The 15,570-nt window shown below is 73.4% G+C and carries 14 protein-coding genes; 4 read left to right on the forward strand and 10 right to left on the reverse strand.

Translation table 11 applies throughout. From position 1 onward, the window contains the following. Positions 1–6: 6 nt before the first annotated feature. The 3 genes from V5P93_RS16275 to V5P93_RS16285 form a co-directional block, all read right to left on the reverse strand. Entirely contained in the window at positions 7–525 is a 519-nt protein-coding gene (locus tag V5P93_RS16275; protein ID WP_104476517.1) for a hypothetical protein, read from the reverse strand. A 5-nt stretch (positions 526–530) separates the two neighbouring features. Further along, positions 531–1,019, reverse strand: coding sequence for a helix-turn-helix domain-containing protein (locus tag V5P93_RS16280; RefSeq protein WP_245930980.1), 489 nt, complete (start codon positions 1,017–1,019; stop codon positions 531–533). Positions 1,020–1,442: 423 nt separating this feature from the next. Beyond that, positions 1,443–2,876 (reverse strand): diguanylate cyclase, encoded by a 1,434-nt coding sequence (locus V5P93_RS16285; protein WP_181043284.1) that lies wholly within the window; start codon positions 2,874–2,876, stop codon positions 1,443–1,445. Between the two features lie 677 nt (positions 2,877–3,553). Here V5P93_RS16285 and V5P93_RS16290 point away from each other — a divergent pair. Together V5P93_RS16290 and V5P93_RS16295 are read left to right on the forward strand one after the other, a co-directional pair. Continuing rightward, complete coding sequence (locus tag V5P93_RS16290; RefSeq protein WP_245930982.1) at positions 3,554–4,777, forward strand: cytochrome P450; 1,224 nt, start codon at positions 3,554–3,556, stop codon at positions 4,775–4,777. 87 nt (positions 4,778–4,864) lie between these two features. Next, complete coding sequence (locus V5P93_RS16295; protein ID WP_104476521.1) at positions 4,865–6,034, forward strand: 4-hydroxybenzoate 3-monooxygenase; 1,170 nt, start codon at positions 4,865–4,867, stop codon at positions 6,032–6,034. A gap of 51 nt (positions 6,035–6,085) precedes the next feature. Here V5P93_RS16295 and V5P93_RS16300 read toward each other — a convergent pair whose 3' ends face one another. The 6 genes from V5P93_RS16300 to V5P93_RS16325 form a co-directional block, all read right to left on the reverse strand. Further along, positions 6,086–6,505, reverse strand: coding sequence for a VOC family protein (locus V5P93_RS16300; protein ID WP_104476523.1), 420 nt, complete (start codon positions 6,503–6,505; stop codon positions 6,086–6,088). 37 nt (positions 6,506–6,542) lie between these two features. Beyond that, on the reverse strand, positions 6,543–7,121 hold the full coding sequence (gene pcaG, locus V5P93_RS16305; RefSeq protein WP_104476524.1) for a protocatechuate 3,4-dioxygenase subunit alpha: 579 nt from the start codon (positions 7,119–7,121) through the stop codon (positions 6,543–6,545). Continuing rightward, positions 7,121–7,867, reverse strand: a complete 747-nt coding sequence (pcaH, locus tag V5P93_RS16310; protein WP_104476527.1) for a protocatechuate 3,4-dioxygenase subunit beta — start codon at positions 7,865–7,867, stop codon at positions 7,121–7,123. The genes pcaG and pcaH overlap by 1 nt, the downstream gene beginning before the upstream one ends. Then, positions 7,864–8,505: a 3-oxoacid CoA-transferase subunit B gene (locus V5P93_RS16315; RefSeq protein WP_104476529.1), complete on the reverse strand. Its 642-nt coding sequence runs from the start codon at positions 8,503–8,505 to the stop codon at positions 7,864–7,866. Before V5P93_RS16315 ends, pcaH begins: the two co-directional genes overlap by 4 nt. Continuing rightward, positions 8,505–9,266 carry a CoA transferase subunit A gene (locus V5P93_RS16320; RefSeq protein WP_104476531.1) on the reverse strand — a complete coding sequence of 254 codons (762 nt, stop codon included), beginning with the start codon at positions 9,264–9,266 and terminating at the stop codon, positions 8,505–8,507. The genes V5P93_RS16315 and V5P93_RS16320 overlap by 1 nt, the downstream gene beginning before the upstream one ends. Positions 9,267–9,369: 103 nt before the next feature. Next, entirely contained in the window at positions 9,370–11,019 is a 1,650-nt protein-coding gene (locus tag V5P93_RS16325; RefSeq protein ID WP_104476533.1) for an IclR family transcriptional regulator C-terminal domain-containing protein, read from the reverse strand. A gap of 576 nt (positions 11,020–11,595) precedes the next feature. Here V5P93_RS16325 and V5P93_RS16330 point away from each other — a divergent pair. After that, positions 11,596–12,393 (forward strand): alpha/beta fold hydrolase, encoded by a 798-nt coding sequence (locus V5P93_RS16330; protein ID WP_245930984.1) that lies wholly within the window; start codon positions 11,596–11,598, stop codon positions 12,391–12,393. Here V5P93_RS16330 and V5P93_RS16335 read toward each other — a convergent pair. Then, the gene (locus tag V5P93_RS16335) at positions 12,383–12,577 is read right to left on the reverse strand and encodes a hypothetical protein (protein WP_104476537.1); all 195 of its coding nucleotides are present in this window, start codon (positions 12,575–12,577) and stop codon (positions 12,383–12,385) included. The genes V5P93_RS16330 and V5P93_RS16335 overlap by 11 nt on opposite strands. Positions 12,578–12,895: 318 nt before the next feature. On the opposite strand from V5P93_RS16335, the gene V5P93_RS16340 reads away from it, so the two are divergent. Further along, the gene (locus V5P93_RS16340) at positions 12,896–15,565 is read left to right on the forward strand and encodes a tetratricopeptide repeat protein (protein ID WP_104476806.1); all 2,670 of its coding nucleotides are present in this window, start codon (positions 12,896–12,898) and stop codon (positions 15,563–15,565) included. The last annotated feature ends 5 nt before the right edge of the window (positions 15,566–15,570 follow it).

The raw sequence follows: 15,570 nt of genomic DNA on the forward strand, positions 1-15,570 counted from the left end.
CGGCCGCTACACCGCTTCGGGGTGCGTCGAGTGGTTGAGCGAGCCCGCGATCCGCGCCGCCACGTCGTCACCCGGCGGGGGAGCGCCGCGCAGCACCTCGCCGAGCAGGTACGCCAGCACCTCGGCCTGCTGCTCCTGCTCGTCGCTGTAGGTGGTGCGGCCCAGCATGTCGCGCACCAGCGCCGGGTCGATGTCCGGGAAGAACACCGCCGCCGTGTCCGCGTCGAGGTGGCCGCCGCCGCGGTGGCAGCAGATCATGTGCCCGATCTCGTGCAGGATGATGTGCTCCTGGTGCGCCGCCGGGGCGGCCTCGTCGAAGAAGATCCAGTCCGCGTCGCCGGTGGCGACCCAGATGCCGCACGGCTGCGACGCGAGCATCGCCACCGGGACCACGTGCAGCGGCCGCCCGCGCGCCCGCGCCAGGTGCGCGCACAGCCCGGCCAGGTCGGTGTGCGGTGGCAGTTCGAGCCCGGCCAGCAGGGCGGCGCAGTCGCGGCGCACCCGGCGCAGTCCCCGACGCGGCACGGCTTTCAGTCCTCGGGCCGGTCGGTGTCGGTGTCTGTGACGGGCGGCAGGCCGCGCTGCCTGCGGGCCTGGTCGAGCAGGGCCGTGATCAGGTCCAGGTTCGACCGCGGCAGGCCGACCGCGCGCTGCGCGATGCCGACGACGCCGCGCTCGCGCAGCATCGCCAGCTGCTCGAGCTGCGCGCGCACCCGCTCGCCGTGGCCGTCCTCGTCGTCGAAGAAGTAGCTCGGGTTGACCCCGAAGAACCGCGCCAGCGCCACCAGCAGGTCCATCGACGGGCTCGTCCGGCGGCCGGTGCGCAGCATGGACAGGTACGGGCCGCTGACCCGCAGGTCCGGGTTCGCCTTCTTGACCTCGGCGGCCACCTCGGCGTTGGACCACTGCCTGCCGCGCGGGAGGCTCACCCGGAACAGCCGGTCCAGCCGGGCGCCCAGCGAGGTCCCGGGCCGCTCGGCGGATGTCCCCGCCGCACCACCGGTTTCGGGATCCCCCACGGTTGGCCACCCTTTCGTGACTGTGACTCCCCCACAAGTCTCGCAGGGTAACTGTGAGTTGACAACGGGCCCGCACCGCTGCGTACCATGGCCACGCATGGGTTAACTGCCAGTTAGTGGTGGTGACCGGACTCGACGCGCGGCGCTCGGCCGCGGCTGATCGGGGAGAAAAAAAGGAGTTCCGCGCTCAACCGGCCTGGGGGTTACCGGGAGCGCGGAACTTCATCAAGCGTAGTACGAACTCGGCGATTGTGCACACCGACCCCCCGAATTCGTGTCCTCGGCGTGTCCTCGCGCCGGTCAGAGCCGGTAATCGAGGGTCGCTCACGAGCGCCGGGACCGGTCGCGCCCCGGGGTGAGGGGTCCGGGGGCGCGGCCGATCCCGGGTCGGATCGTCGGATGACCGGGCGTCGCCGCCGCGGGTCAGGGGTGGGACTGCTCCCGGTCCTGCGGCCCCGGTTGGGTGGGGACGTGCGGGCCCGCGGCGCCCACCACGGCGACCTGGTTGCGGCCGTTCTGCTTGGCGACGTCGAGCGCCTGGTCCGCCAGCTCCTGCAGGTCCGCCAGGGTCGTGGCGTGCTGCGGCGCGCAGGCCACGCCGATCGAGATCGTCACCCGCGGCACCTCGCGTCCCAAGTGGACGGACGGGCCGTCCGCCGGGGTGGTGATCGTCGTGCCCAGGGCCTCGACACCCGCCCGGATCCGCTCGGCGATCTTCAGCGTCTCGGCCGGGTGGGTGTCGGGCAGCACCGCGGTCAGCTCCTCGCCGCCCCACCGGGCCACGAGGTCACCCGCCCGGGTGTTCTGCCGCAGCGCGCGGGCCACGGCCTGCAGCACCTGGTCACCGCCGAAGTGGCCGAGGCGGTCGTTCCACCGCTTGAAGTGGTCGAGGTCGAGCATCAGCACGCCGGTCGGCCTGCCGTTGAGGCGGTCCAGCCGGATCGCGGCGGTGGCCAGGGGCAGGAAGCCGCGGCGGTTGCTCAACCCCGTCAACGGGTCGGTCGTGGCGTCGGCCTCGAGCCGGTCGCGGTCGGCCGTGCGCATCGCCAGGCTGCCCAGCAGGCGGGTTTCCATGACCGCCACCGCCAGCACGCCGAACAGCGCCACCGGGGTGATGGCGGCGGCCCCCACGGCCCCGAGGCCGACGAGCAGGGTGTGCAGCAGCAGGAGGTTGTCCTCCCGGCTGCCCCAGGTCTCGCCCAACCGCCAGGTGCGGAAGCGGACCGCGCGGTACACGCCGACGATCGTCCCCTCCACCAGGAAGTACACCAGGGCCGCCAGCACGAACAGCGCGGTGATCCGCAGCCCGCCCGCGTCGGGTTCGGTCAACCCGTCGTAGGGGCGGCCGGAGCCCACCATGAGACCCCGCAGCAGGCTCACGAACGCCACCGACAGCAGCACCGCGGCGGTGTTGCTCACCCACAGGGTCAACGGCCGCATCGCGATGCGCCAGCGGCGCACCCGCACCATGACGACCAGCGCCCCGGCCAGCATCGGCGGCAGCAGCAGGGCCGAGCTGAAGAACCAGATCGAGGCCTGGTCGATGAACTCGACGGTGCCGCGCTGCCTGCGCATGCTCCGGCGGCGCTTCTCGCTCGCCGCGGTGACCTCGGTGTAGGCCAGCGCGCACGCGCACAGCATCGCGAACAGACCCCAGTCCGCCGTCGTGATCCCCGGCGCCCGCGTCACGGCGTAGGCCAGCCCGACCACGCCGACCAGGTTGGTGATCAGCAGCACGACGCCCGTCGGCACGCCGAACTGCCAGAGGCCCCACCGGGTCGGGTGCAGTGCCGACCGCGCGCGCTCGGGCCCGCGCACCCCCGCGAAGGGGCACTCCGGGCCGTCGTTTCCCCCCATACCGCATGCCTCCCCTGAGCCGCCCACCCGTGCCGGGGTGGGCGCGCGCATCACGCGAGGCTGACCTGGCGCGGGCGGGCTCGGGTCGGCGCGACTGCGAACGCGCCCCGGAGCGACCGGACTCCTGGGCGGGTGCACGGGCGCGGCGCGGGCGGCTCGTCGGTCGTTCCCCTGGACCTGACGAGCCACCGGGGTGCGCCCCCGGCTCCCGGCGTCGCGCGATCGTCCCCCCGCGTCCCCCCGCTTGAGTTTCCTCGCGAGGAAACCATAGGGCAGTTCGCATCCCGGACAACCGAATTGGGCTGAACCACTCATTCGGCGGAGCGGGTGATCGCGACCGGGCCAGCGAGGTGAGGCCGATAGGGGGACGCGCCGTCACACTCGCGGCGTAGCGCGCGGCGGCCGTTCGCGGGAGGGGGGCCACCCTGAGCTGTCGGGTGAACGCGAACAGCGCCCGCGTCGGGCGTGGGGCACCCGGTCCGCCGGTAGGGCCGTTCGACCCTCCCGTTTCCCGTTGTGGACCGGACCATTTCCTCTTGTGTCCACTGTTGACGGTGTGCGGTTCTCGTTGGCCCGCAGGGGATCGGGGCCGAAACGCGCTGCCGCCGTTCAGCGGAGCGTCACCCCCCGGTACGCGGATAACATCGAGAATCCCCCGATTCCCCAGGAGGACGGGCATGACGCAGACCGCGCCGGTGGTTCCCGACCGTGGCGGGTTCCCTTTCCTCGACATCACCGCACCGGACTTCACCTACGACGCACCGGAAGTCGCCGCCGCGCGCGACCGCAGCTGGTGCGCCGAGAGTCCGATCGGCCTCCTGGTGCTTCGGCACGCCGAGGCCCAGCAGCTGGTGCGCGATCCGCGCCTGACCCACGACGGCGCCCGGTTCATGGCGATGAGCGGCGTCGCCGACGGGCCCGTGTACGACTGGTGGGTCCCGATGATGGTCAACCACGACGGCGTCGACCACCGCAGGCTGCGCGGCCTGGTGCAGAAGGCGTTCACCCCGCGCACCCTCGACCGGCTGCGCCCCTTCACCCGGGCGCGGGCCCGGCAGTTGGCGGGTGACCTGGTCGGCGCGGGCACGACGGACTTCTACGCCGCGTGCGCCGACCCGCTGCCGCTGGCGGTCATGTCGGCGCTGCTCGGCGTGCCGTCGGAGGACGTCGGCGTGTTCGGCACCTGGACGACCGACCTCGGGCTGGTGCTCAGCCTGATCCACGAGCGGTCGTTCCTGGACCGGGTGGTCGCCGCGGTGGTCGGGCTCGACGGCTACGTCGACCACCTGATGGACCTGCGCGCCGCCGAGCCCGGCGAGGACGTGGTGTCCGCGCTGGTCTCCGAGCGCGTGGCCGAGGGCGTGGTCACCCGGGAGGAACTGCGGAACCTGTTGGTGACGCTGGTGTTCGCCGCGCACGACACCACGCGCCACCAGCTCGCCAACGCCATGGTCGTCTTCGCCGAGCACCCCGACCAGTGGCGGCTGCTGACCCGGCGGCCCGAACTGGTGCCGGACGCGGTGCAGGAGCTGATGCGGTGGGCGCCCTCGGCGGCCAGCGTGTTCCGCTTCGCGGGCGAGGACTTCGAGTTCGGCGGTCGCCTGATCGAGCGGGACGAGTTCCTGCTCGTCCTGGCCCCGATCGTGCAGCGCGACCCGCTGGCGTACCGCGACGGCGACGCCTTCGACATCACCGCGACCGGCCGCGCCCCGCTGATCCAGTTCGGCGGCGGACCGCACCACTGCCTCGGTGCCGCGCTGGCCCGGATCGAACTGGAGGAGGCGCTGGCCGCGATGACGGCCGTGCTCGGTCCGCCGGTCGTCACCGAACCGGTCACCTGGCGGCCGCCGATCGGCATCCTGGGACCGACGGCCCTGTCCGTCCGGTTCGAAAGCCCCTAGCGGCGAACCCGGTCACGGGCGCGCAATCCCGTGCCCGTGACCGGGTCGACGTGGCGGGAACCGGCCCCGGTGTACTTCTATGGGGGAATGCGTACCCAGGTCGCCATCATCGGGGCGGGCCCCGCCGGTTTGCTGCTGTCCCACCTGCTCGGCGCCGCGGGCGTCGAGTCCGTCGTGCTGGAGACCCGGTCCCAGGAGTACGTCCTGGCCCGGATCCGCGCGGGCATCCTGGAGGACACGTCGGTCCGGTTGCTGGAGTCGGTCGGCCTGGCCGACCGGCTGCGCCGCGAGTCGATGCCGCACCGGGGGATCTACCTGCAGTGGCCGGGGGAGCGCCACCACCTGGACTTCGTCGACCTGGTCGGCCGGGGCATCCACGTCTACGGCCAGACCGACCTCACCCGCGATCTCGTCGACGCTCGCGAACGCGCCGGGCAGGCGCTGGTCTACGAGGTCACGGGAACCGCGCCGCACGACATCGACACCGACCGCCCGTCGGTGACCTATGTCGATCGCGACGGCAACCCCGGGCGCGTCGAGGCCGACGTCGTGGTCGGCTGCGACGGGTCGTTCGGCCCCAGCAGGCAGGCCATCCCCGAGGACCGGCGGCGGACCTGGGAACGCGCCTACCCGTACGCCTGGCTCGGCGTGCTCGCCGACGTCGCGCCGTCCACCGACGAGCTCATCTACGCCCGCCACCCCGACGGGTTCGCCATGCACTCCATGCGCTCGGACACCGTCAGCAGGCTCTACCTGCAGGTGCCGCCGGGGGAGGACATCGCGGCGTGGTCCGACGACCGGATCTGGACGGCGCTCGGCACCCGCCTCGACGTCGACGGCTGGACGCTCACCCCGGGCCCGATCACCGAGAAGTCCGTGCTGCCCATGCGCGCCGCCGTCACCGGCCCGATGCGCCACGGCAGGCTGTTCCTGGCGGGCGACGCCGCGCACATCGTGCCGCCGACCGGCGCCAAGGGCCTGAACCTGGCCATCGCCGACGTGGCCGTGCTCGCCCCCGCGGTGACCGCGCTGCTGCGCGGCGACGAGCGGCTCGCCGCCGAGTACGCCACGACGGCCGCCCGCCGGGTGTGGCGGTGCCAGCACTTCTCGTGGTGGATGACCACCATGCTGCACACCGGCGACGACCCGTTCGACGAACAGGTCCAGCTCGCCCAACTGCGCTGGGTCGTCGAGAGCGAAGCGGGCGCGCGGGGCCTGGCCGAGAACTACACCGGGTTGACGTTGGACGGCGCGTAGCAGGCACCGGATGTCCACAATGGTCCGCGATCCCCGGCGGGCCCGGATCGCCTACGTCAGGCAGAGTTCGTTGCCCTCCGGGTCGGCGATGGTGATCCAGGCGAACGGTCCCTGCTGGGCGCGGTGCAGCAGGGTGGCGCCCTTGGCCGTCAACCGCGCCAGCTCGGCTTCCTGGTTCTCCTTGCCCACGCGGACGTCGAGGTGGACGCGGTTCTTGACCGCCTTGGACTCCGGCACGACCTGGAACAGGATGCGCCTGCCGTCGGGGTGGCGGATCGCGGCGCCGACGCGCCACACCAGGACGCCGTTGTGCGTCTTGGTGTCGGACTCGGCGGCGTGCCCCTTGGCCACCAGGTCCCGGATCATGGCCTCGTCGCTGGGCTCGACCGCCCAGCCCAGCGCGTCGGCCCACCAGTCGGCGAGGGTGTGCGGGTCGGCGCTGTCGAAGGTCACTTGCACGTCATAAGCCATGCGCCGCAGTGTAGGGGCGGGCACCGACAACGACCGGTCAGCGGAACTCGAAGAACACCGTTTCCCCTGGTCCTTGCAACCGGATGTCGAACCGGTACCGGCGGTCCGTCTCGCGGGTGGCGACCAGCGTGGACAGTCGGTCGGACAGCGCCGCGAGCGCCGGGTCCGCGCTCAGCAGCGAAGAGTGCTCGGGTAGGTAGATCCGGGTGTACAGGTGGTGCAGCAGACCCCGCGCGAAGACGGCCACGGCGAGGTAAGGGGTCGCACCGGGATGGTGAGGGCCCGGTGGCACGGTGTGCACCGCCCAGTGACCGTCGGCGTCGGTGGGGATACGGGCGAACCCGGTGAAGGCGGTGCCGTCGCGGCCCAGGACCGCGTCGGTGACGGGGTCCCGGCGGATGGTGCCGACCGCCGTGGAGCGCGCGCCTTCGGCGTCGGTCTGCCAGATCTCCACCAACGCGTCCGGGATGGGCTGGTCGGCGCCGTCGAGCACCCGGCCGTGGACGGTGATCGCGCCTTCCGCGTCGCGCGACACGATCTCGGCGCCACGGGTGAACGGTAGGGCGTAACCGAAGAAGGGACCGATGGTCTGCGCGGGGGTGGGTGGTAGGTCCATCACAGGTCCTCGTCCTCGAACAGTGTCGCCGATGGACCGTCGAGCACGATGTCCCACCGGTAGCCGAGCGACCACTCCGGCACCGAGAGGTCGTGGTCGTAGGTCGCCACCAGGCGTTCCCTCGCCGACTGGTCGGTGACCGCCTGGAGGATGGGGTCGTAGGGGAACAGCGGGTCGCCGGGGAAGTACATCTGCGTCACCATGCGCTGGGTGAACGCGGTGCCGAACAGCGAGAAGTGGATGTGCGCGGGGCGCCAGGCGTTGTCGTGGTTGCGCCACGGGTAGGCGCCGGGGCGGATCGTGGTGAAGGCGTAGCGGCCGTCGTCGTCGGTCAGGCAGCGGCCGAAACCGGTGAAGTACGGGTCCAGCGGCGCCGGGTGCTGGTCGACCTGGTGGGCGTACCGACCGGCCGCGTTGGCCTGCCACACCTCGACGAGCTGCCCGCGCACGGGTTTGCCGGAGCGGTCCGTCACGACCCCGGTCACGGTGATCCGCTGCCCTTGGGGCTCACCGGGTCCGCCCCGGGTCAGGTCACTGTCCAGTGCGGTCACATCGGTCACGCCGAAGACCGGGCCGCTCAGCTCCACGGCCTCCGGGTCGCGCACGACGGCCAGGGCCTGCTCGGGGTGCCGCAGGACGCTGCTGCGGTACGGGCCGTAGTCGCGGTGCGGGTGGAAACCGCCGGGCAGCGCGGACAGCCGGGCGATCGCGGCGTCGATCTCGCGCTGCGTGGGGAGTTCGGTCATGGGTGCTCCGGTGTGCGCACGGGCGCGGCGGTGTTCGCCGCGATGTCGGCCTCGATGGTGCCGGGCGCGAGTTCGACCAGCGCCAACCCGGATCCGGTGATGTCGAAGACGCCCAGGTCGGTGATGACGCGGTCCACGCACGCGCGGCCGGTCAGCGGCAGCGTGCACTCGGGTACCAGCTTGGCGGTGCCGTCCTTGGCGGTGTGCGTCATGACGACCACGACCCGGCGGGCGCCGTGCACCAGGTCCATGGCGCCGCCGATGCCGGTGACGAGCTTGCCGGGCACCGCCCAGTTGGCGAGGTCGCCGCGCGCGGAGACCTGCATGGCGCCCAGCACCGCGGTGTCGATGTGCCCGCCGCGGATCATCCCGAAGGACAGCGCCGAGTCGAAGTAGCTCGCCCCGGGCAGGACGGTCACGGTTTGCTTGCCCGCGTTGATGAGGTCGGGGTCCACCGCGTCCTCGGTGGGGAACGGCCCGGTGCCGAGCACGCCGTTCTCCGAGTGCAGCACGACCCGCACGCCGTCGGGCAGGAAGTCCGGGATGAGCGTGGGCAGGCCGATGCCGAGGTTGACGTGCTCGCCGTCGCCGAGCTCACGAGCCGCGCGGGCGGCCATCTCGTCGCGTGTCCAGGGCATCAGGGCTCCCGCCGCACGGTGCGCTGCTCGATCTTCTTGTCCGCCGCCTGCTCGGCGGTCAACTCGACCACGCGCTGCACGAAGACGCCGGGCAGGTGCACGTGGTCCGGGTCGATGTCACCGGGCTCGACCAGCTCCTCGACCTCGGCGATCGTGACCCGGCCCGCCATCGCGGCCAGCGGGTTGAAGTTGCGCGCGGACTTGGCGAACACCAGGTTGCCGTGCCGGTCCCCGCGCGCGGCCCGGACCAGGGCGAAGTCGGTGGTGATGCCGCGTTCCAGCAGGTACTCGACCCCGTCGAAGACCCGGGTCTCCTTGGCCGGGGAGGCCAGCGCGACACCGCCGTCACCTGCGTAGCGCCACGGGAGCCCGCCCTCGGCGACCTGCGTGCCCACCCCCGCGGGGGTGTAGAACGCCGGGATGCCGCAGCCGCCCGCGCGCAGCCGCTCGGCGAGCGTGCCCTGCGGGATCAGCTCGACCTCCAGCTCACCGGCCAGGTACTGGCGGGCGAACTCGGCGTTGGTGCCGATGTAGGACCCCGTCACCCGGGCGATGCGGCCCGCCGCGAGCAGCACCGCCAGCCCGGACTCCATCGCGCCGCAGTTGTTCGACACCACGCGCAGGTCACGGGTACCGGCCGCGTGCAGCGCCGTGATCAGCGCGGTCGGCACGCCCGCCAGCCCGAAGCCCCCAACCGCCAGGCTGGCGCCGTCGGCCACGTCCGCCACCGCGTCCGCCGCGGTGGCCACCACCTTGTCCATCCGACTCCTGTTCGTCAGGTGAACATTGTTTCACTCGACAGCCATGAGTCTTGTCCGGCCGGGAGCGTGTGTCAACGCCCCGCCCCGGACAACCGAGGACGGCTCAGTTGTGGTGCACCGCGGTGAACCGCGACGTGACGTGCAGGTCCGCCTCGATCCGCGCGGCGGTCTCCCGCAGGTGGGGCAGCACCTCGGCGAGGAACTCCGCCGGGGTCCGGCCGCCGCTGTGGGAGGCGACGTTGACCGCTGCCACCACCTTGCCCGCCCGGTCGCGCACCGGCACGGCGACCGAGCGCAGGCCGACCTCCAGCTCGGCGTCCACCAGCGCGTACCCGTCCCGCGCGACGGCGTCGAGCACGGCGTCCAACCGCTCCGGGTCGGTGATCGTGTGCGGGGTGAGCGCGGCGGGCGGCGCCGCGGCCAGCCGCGCGCGGTACTCGTCGACGGGCAGGTGGGCCAGCAGTGCGCGGCCCATGGCGGTGGCGTGCGCGGGCAGCCGGGTGCCGACGGCGATCTCCACGGACATGATCCGGCTGACCGAGGCGCGCGCGGTGTAGCGCACCTCCGCCCCGGACAGCACCGCCAGCGACGACGAGTCGCGCACCCGCTCGGCCAGCGCCTTCAGGTGCGGCGCGGCGATGACGGGCAGCGTGGTGCGCGACAGCGGCGGGAAGCCGAGGCCCAGCACGCGCGGGGTCAGGCTGAACCGGCGGCCGTCGGTGGTGACGTAACCGAGGTGCTCGAGGGTGATCAGCGCGCGCCGCGCGGTGGCGCGGGCCAGGCCGGTGGTCGCGGCGACGGCGGTGAGGGGCAGTTCCGCGCGACCGTCGCCGAACGCGGTCAGCACGGTCAGGCCCCGGGCCAGCGACTCCACGAAGCCCCGCCCCAGCTCCTGCTTGGTGGTCCCGGTCCAGGCGGCGAGGCCCAGCGCGTGCGGCGCGGGCGCGGGGGCGATCCGGCCGACGAGCGCGGCCTCCATCTCGGCCACCGCCGCGCACAGCCGGGGCAGCAGCTCGCGCTCCATCGAGGCCGTGCTGTGCCTGCTGGAGTGGCTGACCACGCTCGCCGCGCACGCCGTCTCGCCGGAGGGGTACCGCACCGGCACCGCGACGGCGAGCAGGCCGGGCTCGATCAGCTGGTCGTCGAGGGACCAGCCGTGCGCGCGGGCGAACCGCGCGCGCTCGTCGAAGTCGAGGTCGCCGCCGGTGCGCGGGGCCATCGGCGGGAAGCCGCGGTCGTCCGGGTCGGCGGCGCGCCGGGCGCGCCAGCGCGTCCAGTCCTCGTCGGTCCAGGACGCGGCGATCACGGTGCCCGCGGCGGTGCGCTCGGCGGGCAGCAGGTCGCCGAGCCGGAAGGTCACCGACATGGCGCGGCGGCGGGTCACCTGGTAGACGAACCGGATGCCGTCGCCGTCGCCGACCGCGAGCGACACGGACTCGTCCACCTCGTCGGCCAACGCGCGCATATAGTCGCCGAGGCGGCCCGGTAGGCCCGTCGCGGCGAGGTAGGCGTTGCCGAGGGCCATCAGTGCGGGGGCGAGCGTGACCGTGCGGCCCTCCAGGCGCACGAAACCCATCTGCGCGAGGGTCGCCACCAGGCGGTCGACGGTGGCCCGGGCCAAACCGGTGGCCCGTTGCAGGTCGCCCAGGGTGGGCGTGTGCTCGGCCGCGGTCAGCGCCCGGAGCACGGCGAGACCGCGGACCAGGGGGGCGACCGCCTCCGCGGGCTCCTCGATGTCCTCGGCTGCCGACATGCGCGCACTCCGTCTGCTCGGTCCTCGATCGCGAACCACCACAGTGAACACCGCCCGTCGCGACCCGGCCGACCCGCCCTCGGTCGGGTGATCTTCCCCCGGCGCGTCGGGGCGCGTCGCCCGCATCCTATAGGTGCATTGATTCAGTCAAGCAGGAATGGCGGGACGGGGCTTTCTCGTGGACGACTCGCGCTCGCGGGCCGGTGTTCTCGGCGCGGGTCGGTACGGGTGATCGCCGCCGGACCGATCGTCCGGTGGTGGCGCGGCAGGCAGGCGGCGGGGCGGTACTCGGGTGCGGTGGTTCGGCGGACTTTGGCTTGGCCAAGCCGAGTTCGCGGTCGCCCGCATGGCAGATCCGATGGTCTCCCGGTGTCGGCCGATGCGGATCCGGGGGTTTCCGCGCGCCTCTCCCGGGCTCCCCGGATATGGTCGGCCGCGCTCGACAACCCACCGGGGGAGCGGTGCGGATTTCCCATTCCGCGGGCGGCCGTGCGGCGCGCCGCGGCAGTCGGCACAGCCAGGGCCCCGGGCCGTGCCCGCTCGCGACCCGCGTGCGGCACCATGGATCATGGAAGGGTGACCGCCCACGCCGTCTTGTCCCTCCCCGACGGTCGCCGGATATCCTATGTGGACAAGGGCGCCGGATCGCCCCTGGTGGCCCTGCACGGCACCTTCGGCCGAGGCGCCGTCTTCGACCGCCTCGCCCACGACCTGGGCGCCGCCGTCCGCGTCCTGGCCCCCGACCAGCGCGGCCACGGCCTCAGCGATCCCGCCGACGACTTCTCCCGCGCGGCGTTCGTGGCCGATGTCGCCCGCTTCATCGAGGCCTTGGACGTCGGCCCGGTGGCACTGCTGGGCCACTCCCTCGGCGGCGTCACGGCCTACCAGGTCGCTGCTCGCCACCCACACCTGGTGGCCGCCCTCGTCATCGAGGACGTCGGCGCCGTCACGGACAGCTCGGTGGTCGACACCCCCGTCCTCGACACCCGCGGGTGGCCGCGATCCGCCCCCACCCGCGCCGCACTGGCCGCCGCCCTCATCGACCGCGGCATCCCCGACCCGACGTACTTCCTGCTCAGCGCCGTCGCCGAGAACGGCCAGTGGCGGTTCCTGTTCGACTGGGAACAGATGATGGCCGTCCAACGGGCGGGCGCGGGCTCCTGGTGGTCCGACTGGACCGCCGCCACCTGCCCCACCCTGCTCCTGCGCGCCACCCAGAGCCCGTTCCTACCCGCACCCCTGGCCGACGAGATGGCGGACCGCCGCCCCGGCACCGAGGTACTCACCTTCCCCACCGGCCACTGGATCCACGACGACGACCCGACGGGCTTCGCCACAGCCGTGGCGGACTTCCTGGACACCGTCAGCGGGTGACGGGATAGCCCGCCTGGAAGGCCGGTCGGCGTGGCGCGTCGGCGGTGACGCGATCGAGTTCGTCGTCCAACTCCATGAAGACCTCCCAGTCCGGCTTCCCGCTCGCCGCGGCCAGGCGGGCGACGACCAACCGCTCCAGATCGGTTACCCGTTTTCCCTTCCACACCTTGTCCGCCAAGCTCACCAGCAGCCCCTCGAAGTCCGCCGCCGTCCACGACGCGTGGTCGCGGGCGAACCGCGCCAGCCGCTCCTCGACCCCGCGCGCCAGCAGGAGTTCGTAGCCCGCCCGCTCGTGCTCGCTCCCCGACCCGCTCCGGCAGCGGTCGCATCCCCGGCTCGGTCCGCCCGGACACCGCCTGCCTCAACAGTCCCTCGATCACCTCGGCGACCGTACCCGCGCCGGCCCGCCGGTGGGGTGAACCCGGGCGGCTGTTCGGTGGACACCCCGACACGAGTGGTAGACCGGGAATGGCTCCTGCCCGTCGAAACCCTGGTGGTGCACATGAGCGTGGTTCCCCCACCCACCGGCGAGCCGAACCGCGACCCGGTCGGCGGCCACCCCACCGACTACCCGACGCACCAGACGATCGTCACGTTCGACGTGGAGGGCTACAGCGCGCCCCACCGCGACGACCGGGCGCGGGCGGTGGTCCGGGCGACCGCGTACCGCGTGGTGGAACAGGCTTTCCTGGCGGCGGGTGTGCCATGGGGCATATGTTTTCTGGAGAACACGGGGGATGGTGCGATCGTGATCGTGCCGCCCCAGGTGTCCAAGGTGCTCCTGCTGGACCCGATGCCGGGCTGCCTGCTGGCCGCGCTCGCCGAGCACAACCGCGGCGCGGAGTTGGGCCACCGGGTCCGGATGCGGCTCGCCGTGCACGCGGGGGAGGTGTCGGAGGACGAGCACGGCCGCTCCGGTGACGACCTCGTGCACGCGTGCAGGCTGCTCGACTCCGCGGACCTGCGCACCGCGCTCGCGCACGCCGGGGTGCCGCTCGCGGTCATCGTGTCCGACGCGATCTACGACGGCATCGTGCGCCACCGCTACCGGGGCATCGACCCGACCACCTACCACCCGGTGTCGGCTCGGATCAAGAACGGCCGCGCGCACGGCTGGATCCACCTGCCCGGCACCACCGAGATCCCGGTCACCGGCGCCCCCGCGGCCCCCGAACCATCCACATCGGACTCGCCGACGCCGCGCCAGCTGCTGCCCGCGCCCGCGTCGTTCGTGTGCCGCGAAACCGAGATCGACGCCCTGGACGCGGCCTCCCGCGAACACCGGCTGCTGATGGTCGTCGGCCCGCCCGGCGTCGGCAAGACGGCGCTCGGGCTGCGGTGGGCGCACCGGGTCCGCGAACGCTTCGACGGCGGCCAGCTCTACGCCGACCTCGGCGGTCCGCACGACGAGGTGTCCCCGCAGGACGTCCTCGGCCGGTTCCTGCGGGCGCTCGGCGTCGCCGCGGCCAAGGTCCCCGTCGACCTCGCCGAACAGGCCGCCCTGTTCCGCTCCCTCACCGCGCGGGCGCGGCTGCTCGTCGTCCTCGACAACGCGGTGACCACCGCGCAGGTGCGGTACCTGCTCCCCGCGTCACCGGACGCGGTCACCCTGGTCACCAGTCGATCCCGGCTCGGCGGTCTGGTCGCGCACGGCGCGCGCACCGTCGAGCTGGCCCCGCTGTCCACAGCGGACGGTACGGCCCTGCTCGGCCGCCTGGTTGGACCAGCCAGGGTGGCGGCGGAGCCGGACTGGGCGCGACGGCTCGCCGCCCTGTGCGCGGGGCTGCCGATCGCGTTGTGCGTGGTGGGCGCCCGACTCGCGACCCGGGTCCGGTGCTCGCTGGAACGCGCGGTGCGCGACCTGCTCGACGAACGACGCAGGCTCGCCCGGCTCACCTTCGGACCAGACCTCAGCGTAGAGGTGGTTTTCGCCATGTCCTACCAAGCGCTCTCCGCACCCGCCGCCCGGCTCTACCGGCTCGTCGGCCTGCACCCCGGCGCCGACTTCACCCTCGGCGTCGCCGCCGCGGCCGTCGGCGACTCGCCCGGCCACGCGCAGGCGTGGCTCGACGAGCTGATGGAGGCCAACCTCGTCGACGAACCGCTCGCCGACCGGTACCGCTTCCACGACCTCATCCGCCTGCACGCCGCCGACCGCGCCCGCGCCGAGGAGGGCGAGCGGGCGAGCGCGGCGGCGGTCCGGCGCATGGCCGACTGGTACCTGCACTCCGCGGCCGCCGCCACCGCGAAGACCACGCCCCACCGCACGGGCTTCCACGTCGACGTGGCGCAGGAGCCGGTCGACCCCACCGAGTTCACCGGCCACGGCGACGCGCTCGACTGGCTCGACACCGAGCGGACGAACCTGCTCGCCGTCGCGGGCGAGGCCATGGACCGCGGCTGGGCGCCCACCACCTGGCAGATCGCCGACGCCATGTGGGGCCTGTTCCTCTACCGCCAGCACTACGGCGACTGGCTGCGGTTCGACACGCTCGCCATCCAGGCCGCCCAGAGCGCCGCCGACCGGGCCGCCGAGGCGCTCGCGTCCGACCGCGTCGCCCTGCTGCACCACGCGCTGCGCCGCAACGACGAGGCACTGACCCACATGGCGCGAGCCCGCAGCTGGTGGCAGGAGTCCGGCGACCGGCACCGCGCGGCCGGGTCGCTGGAGCGCTTCGGGTTCGTCTACCTCGACCAGGGCGAGGTCGAGCTGGCGCTGCGGCACTTCCGCGGCGCGCTGGCCGGGTACCGCGAACTCGACCAGTCCCGCAGCGTCGGTCTGGCGCTGATCAGCGTGGGCCGGGCCCTGCTGGCCGCCGACCGCCCCGGGGAAGCCGCCGGGTACCTGCGCGAGGCGGTCACCACCCTGGGCACGCTCGCGGTGCCGGACGAGTACAACCGGCCGCGGGCCCTGATCGCCCTCGGCCGCGCCGAGACGGCACTGGGGGACGTCGACGAGGCGGGGGAGCGGCTGCGGGCCGCGCTGGCCGCGATGGAGTCCGCCGACTCCCCGCTGGGCCAGGCCGACGCCTACTTCGCGCTCGGGGAACTCCACGAACGCCTGGGCAACCGTGTCGAGGCACGGCGCCACTACGAACGCACAGCGGCGCTCTTCGACGACCTGGGCAACCCAGGCGCGAATGAGGTCCGCGAGCGGGTACGGGCGTTGTAGCGCGT

It is taken from the genome of Actinokineospora auranticolor (assembly GCF_041897805.1).
In the GTDB taxonomy this organism is placed as follows: domain Bacteria; phylum Actinomycetota; class Actinomycetes; order Mycobacteriales; family Pseudonocardiaceae; genus Actinokineospora; species Actinokineospora auranticolor.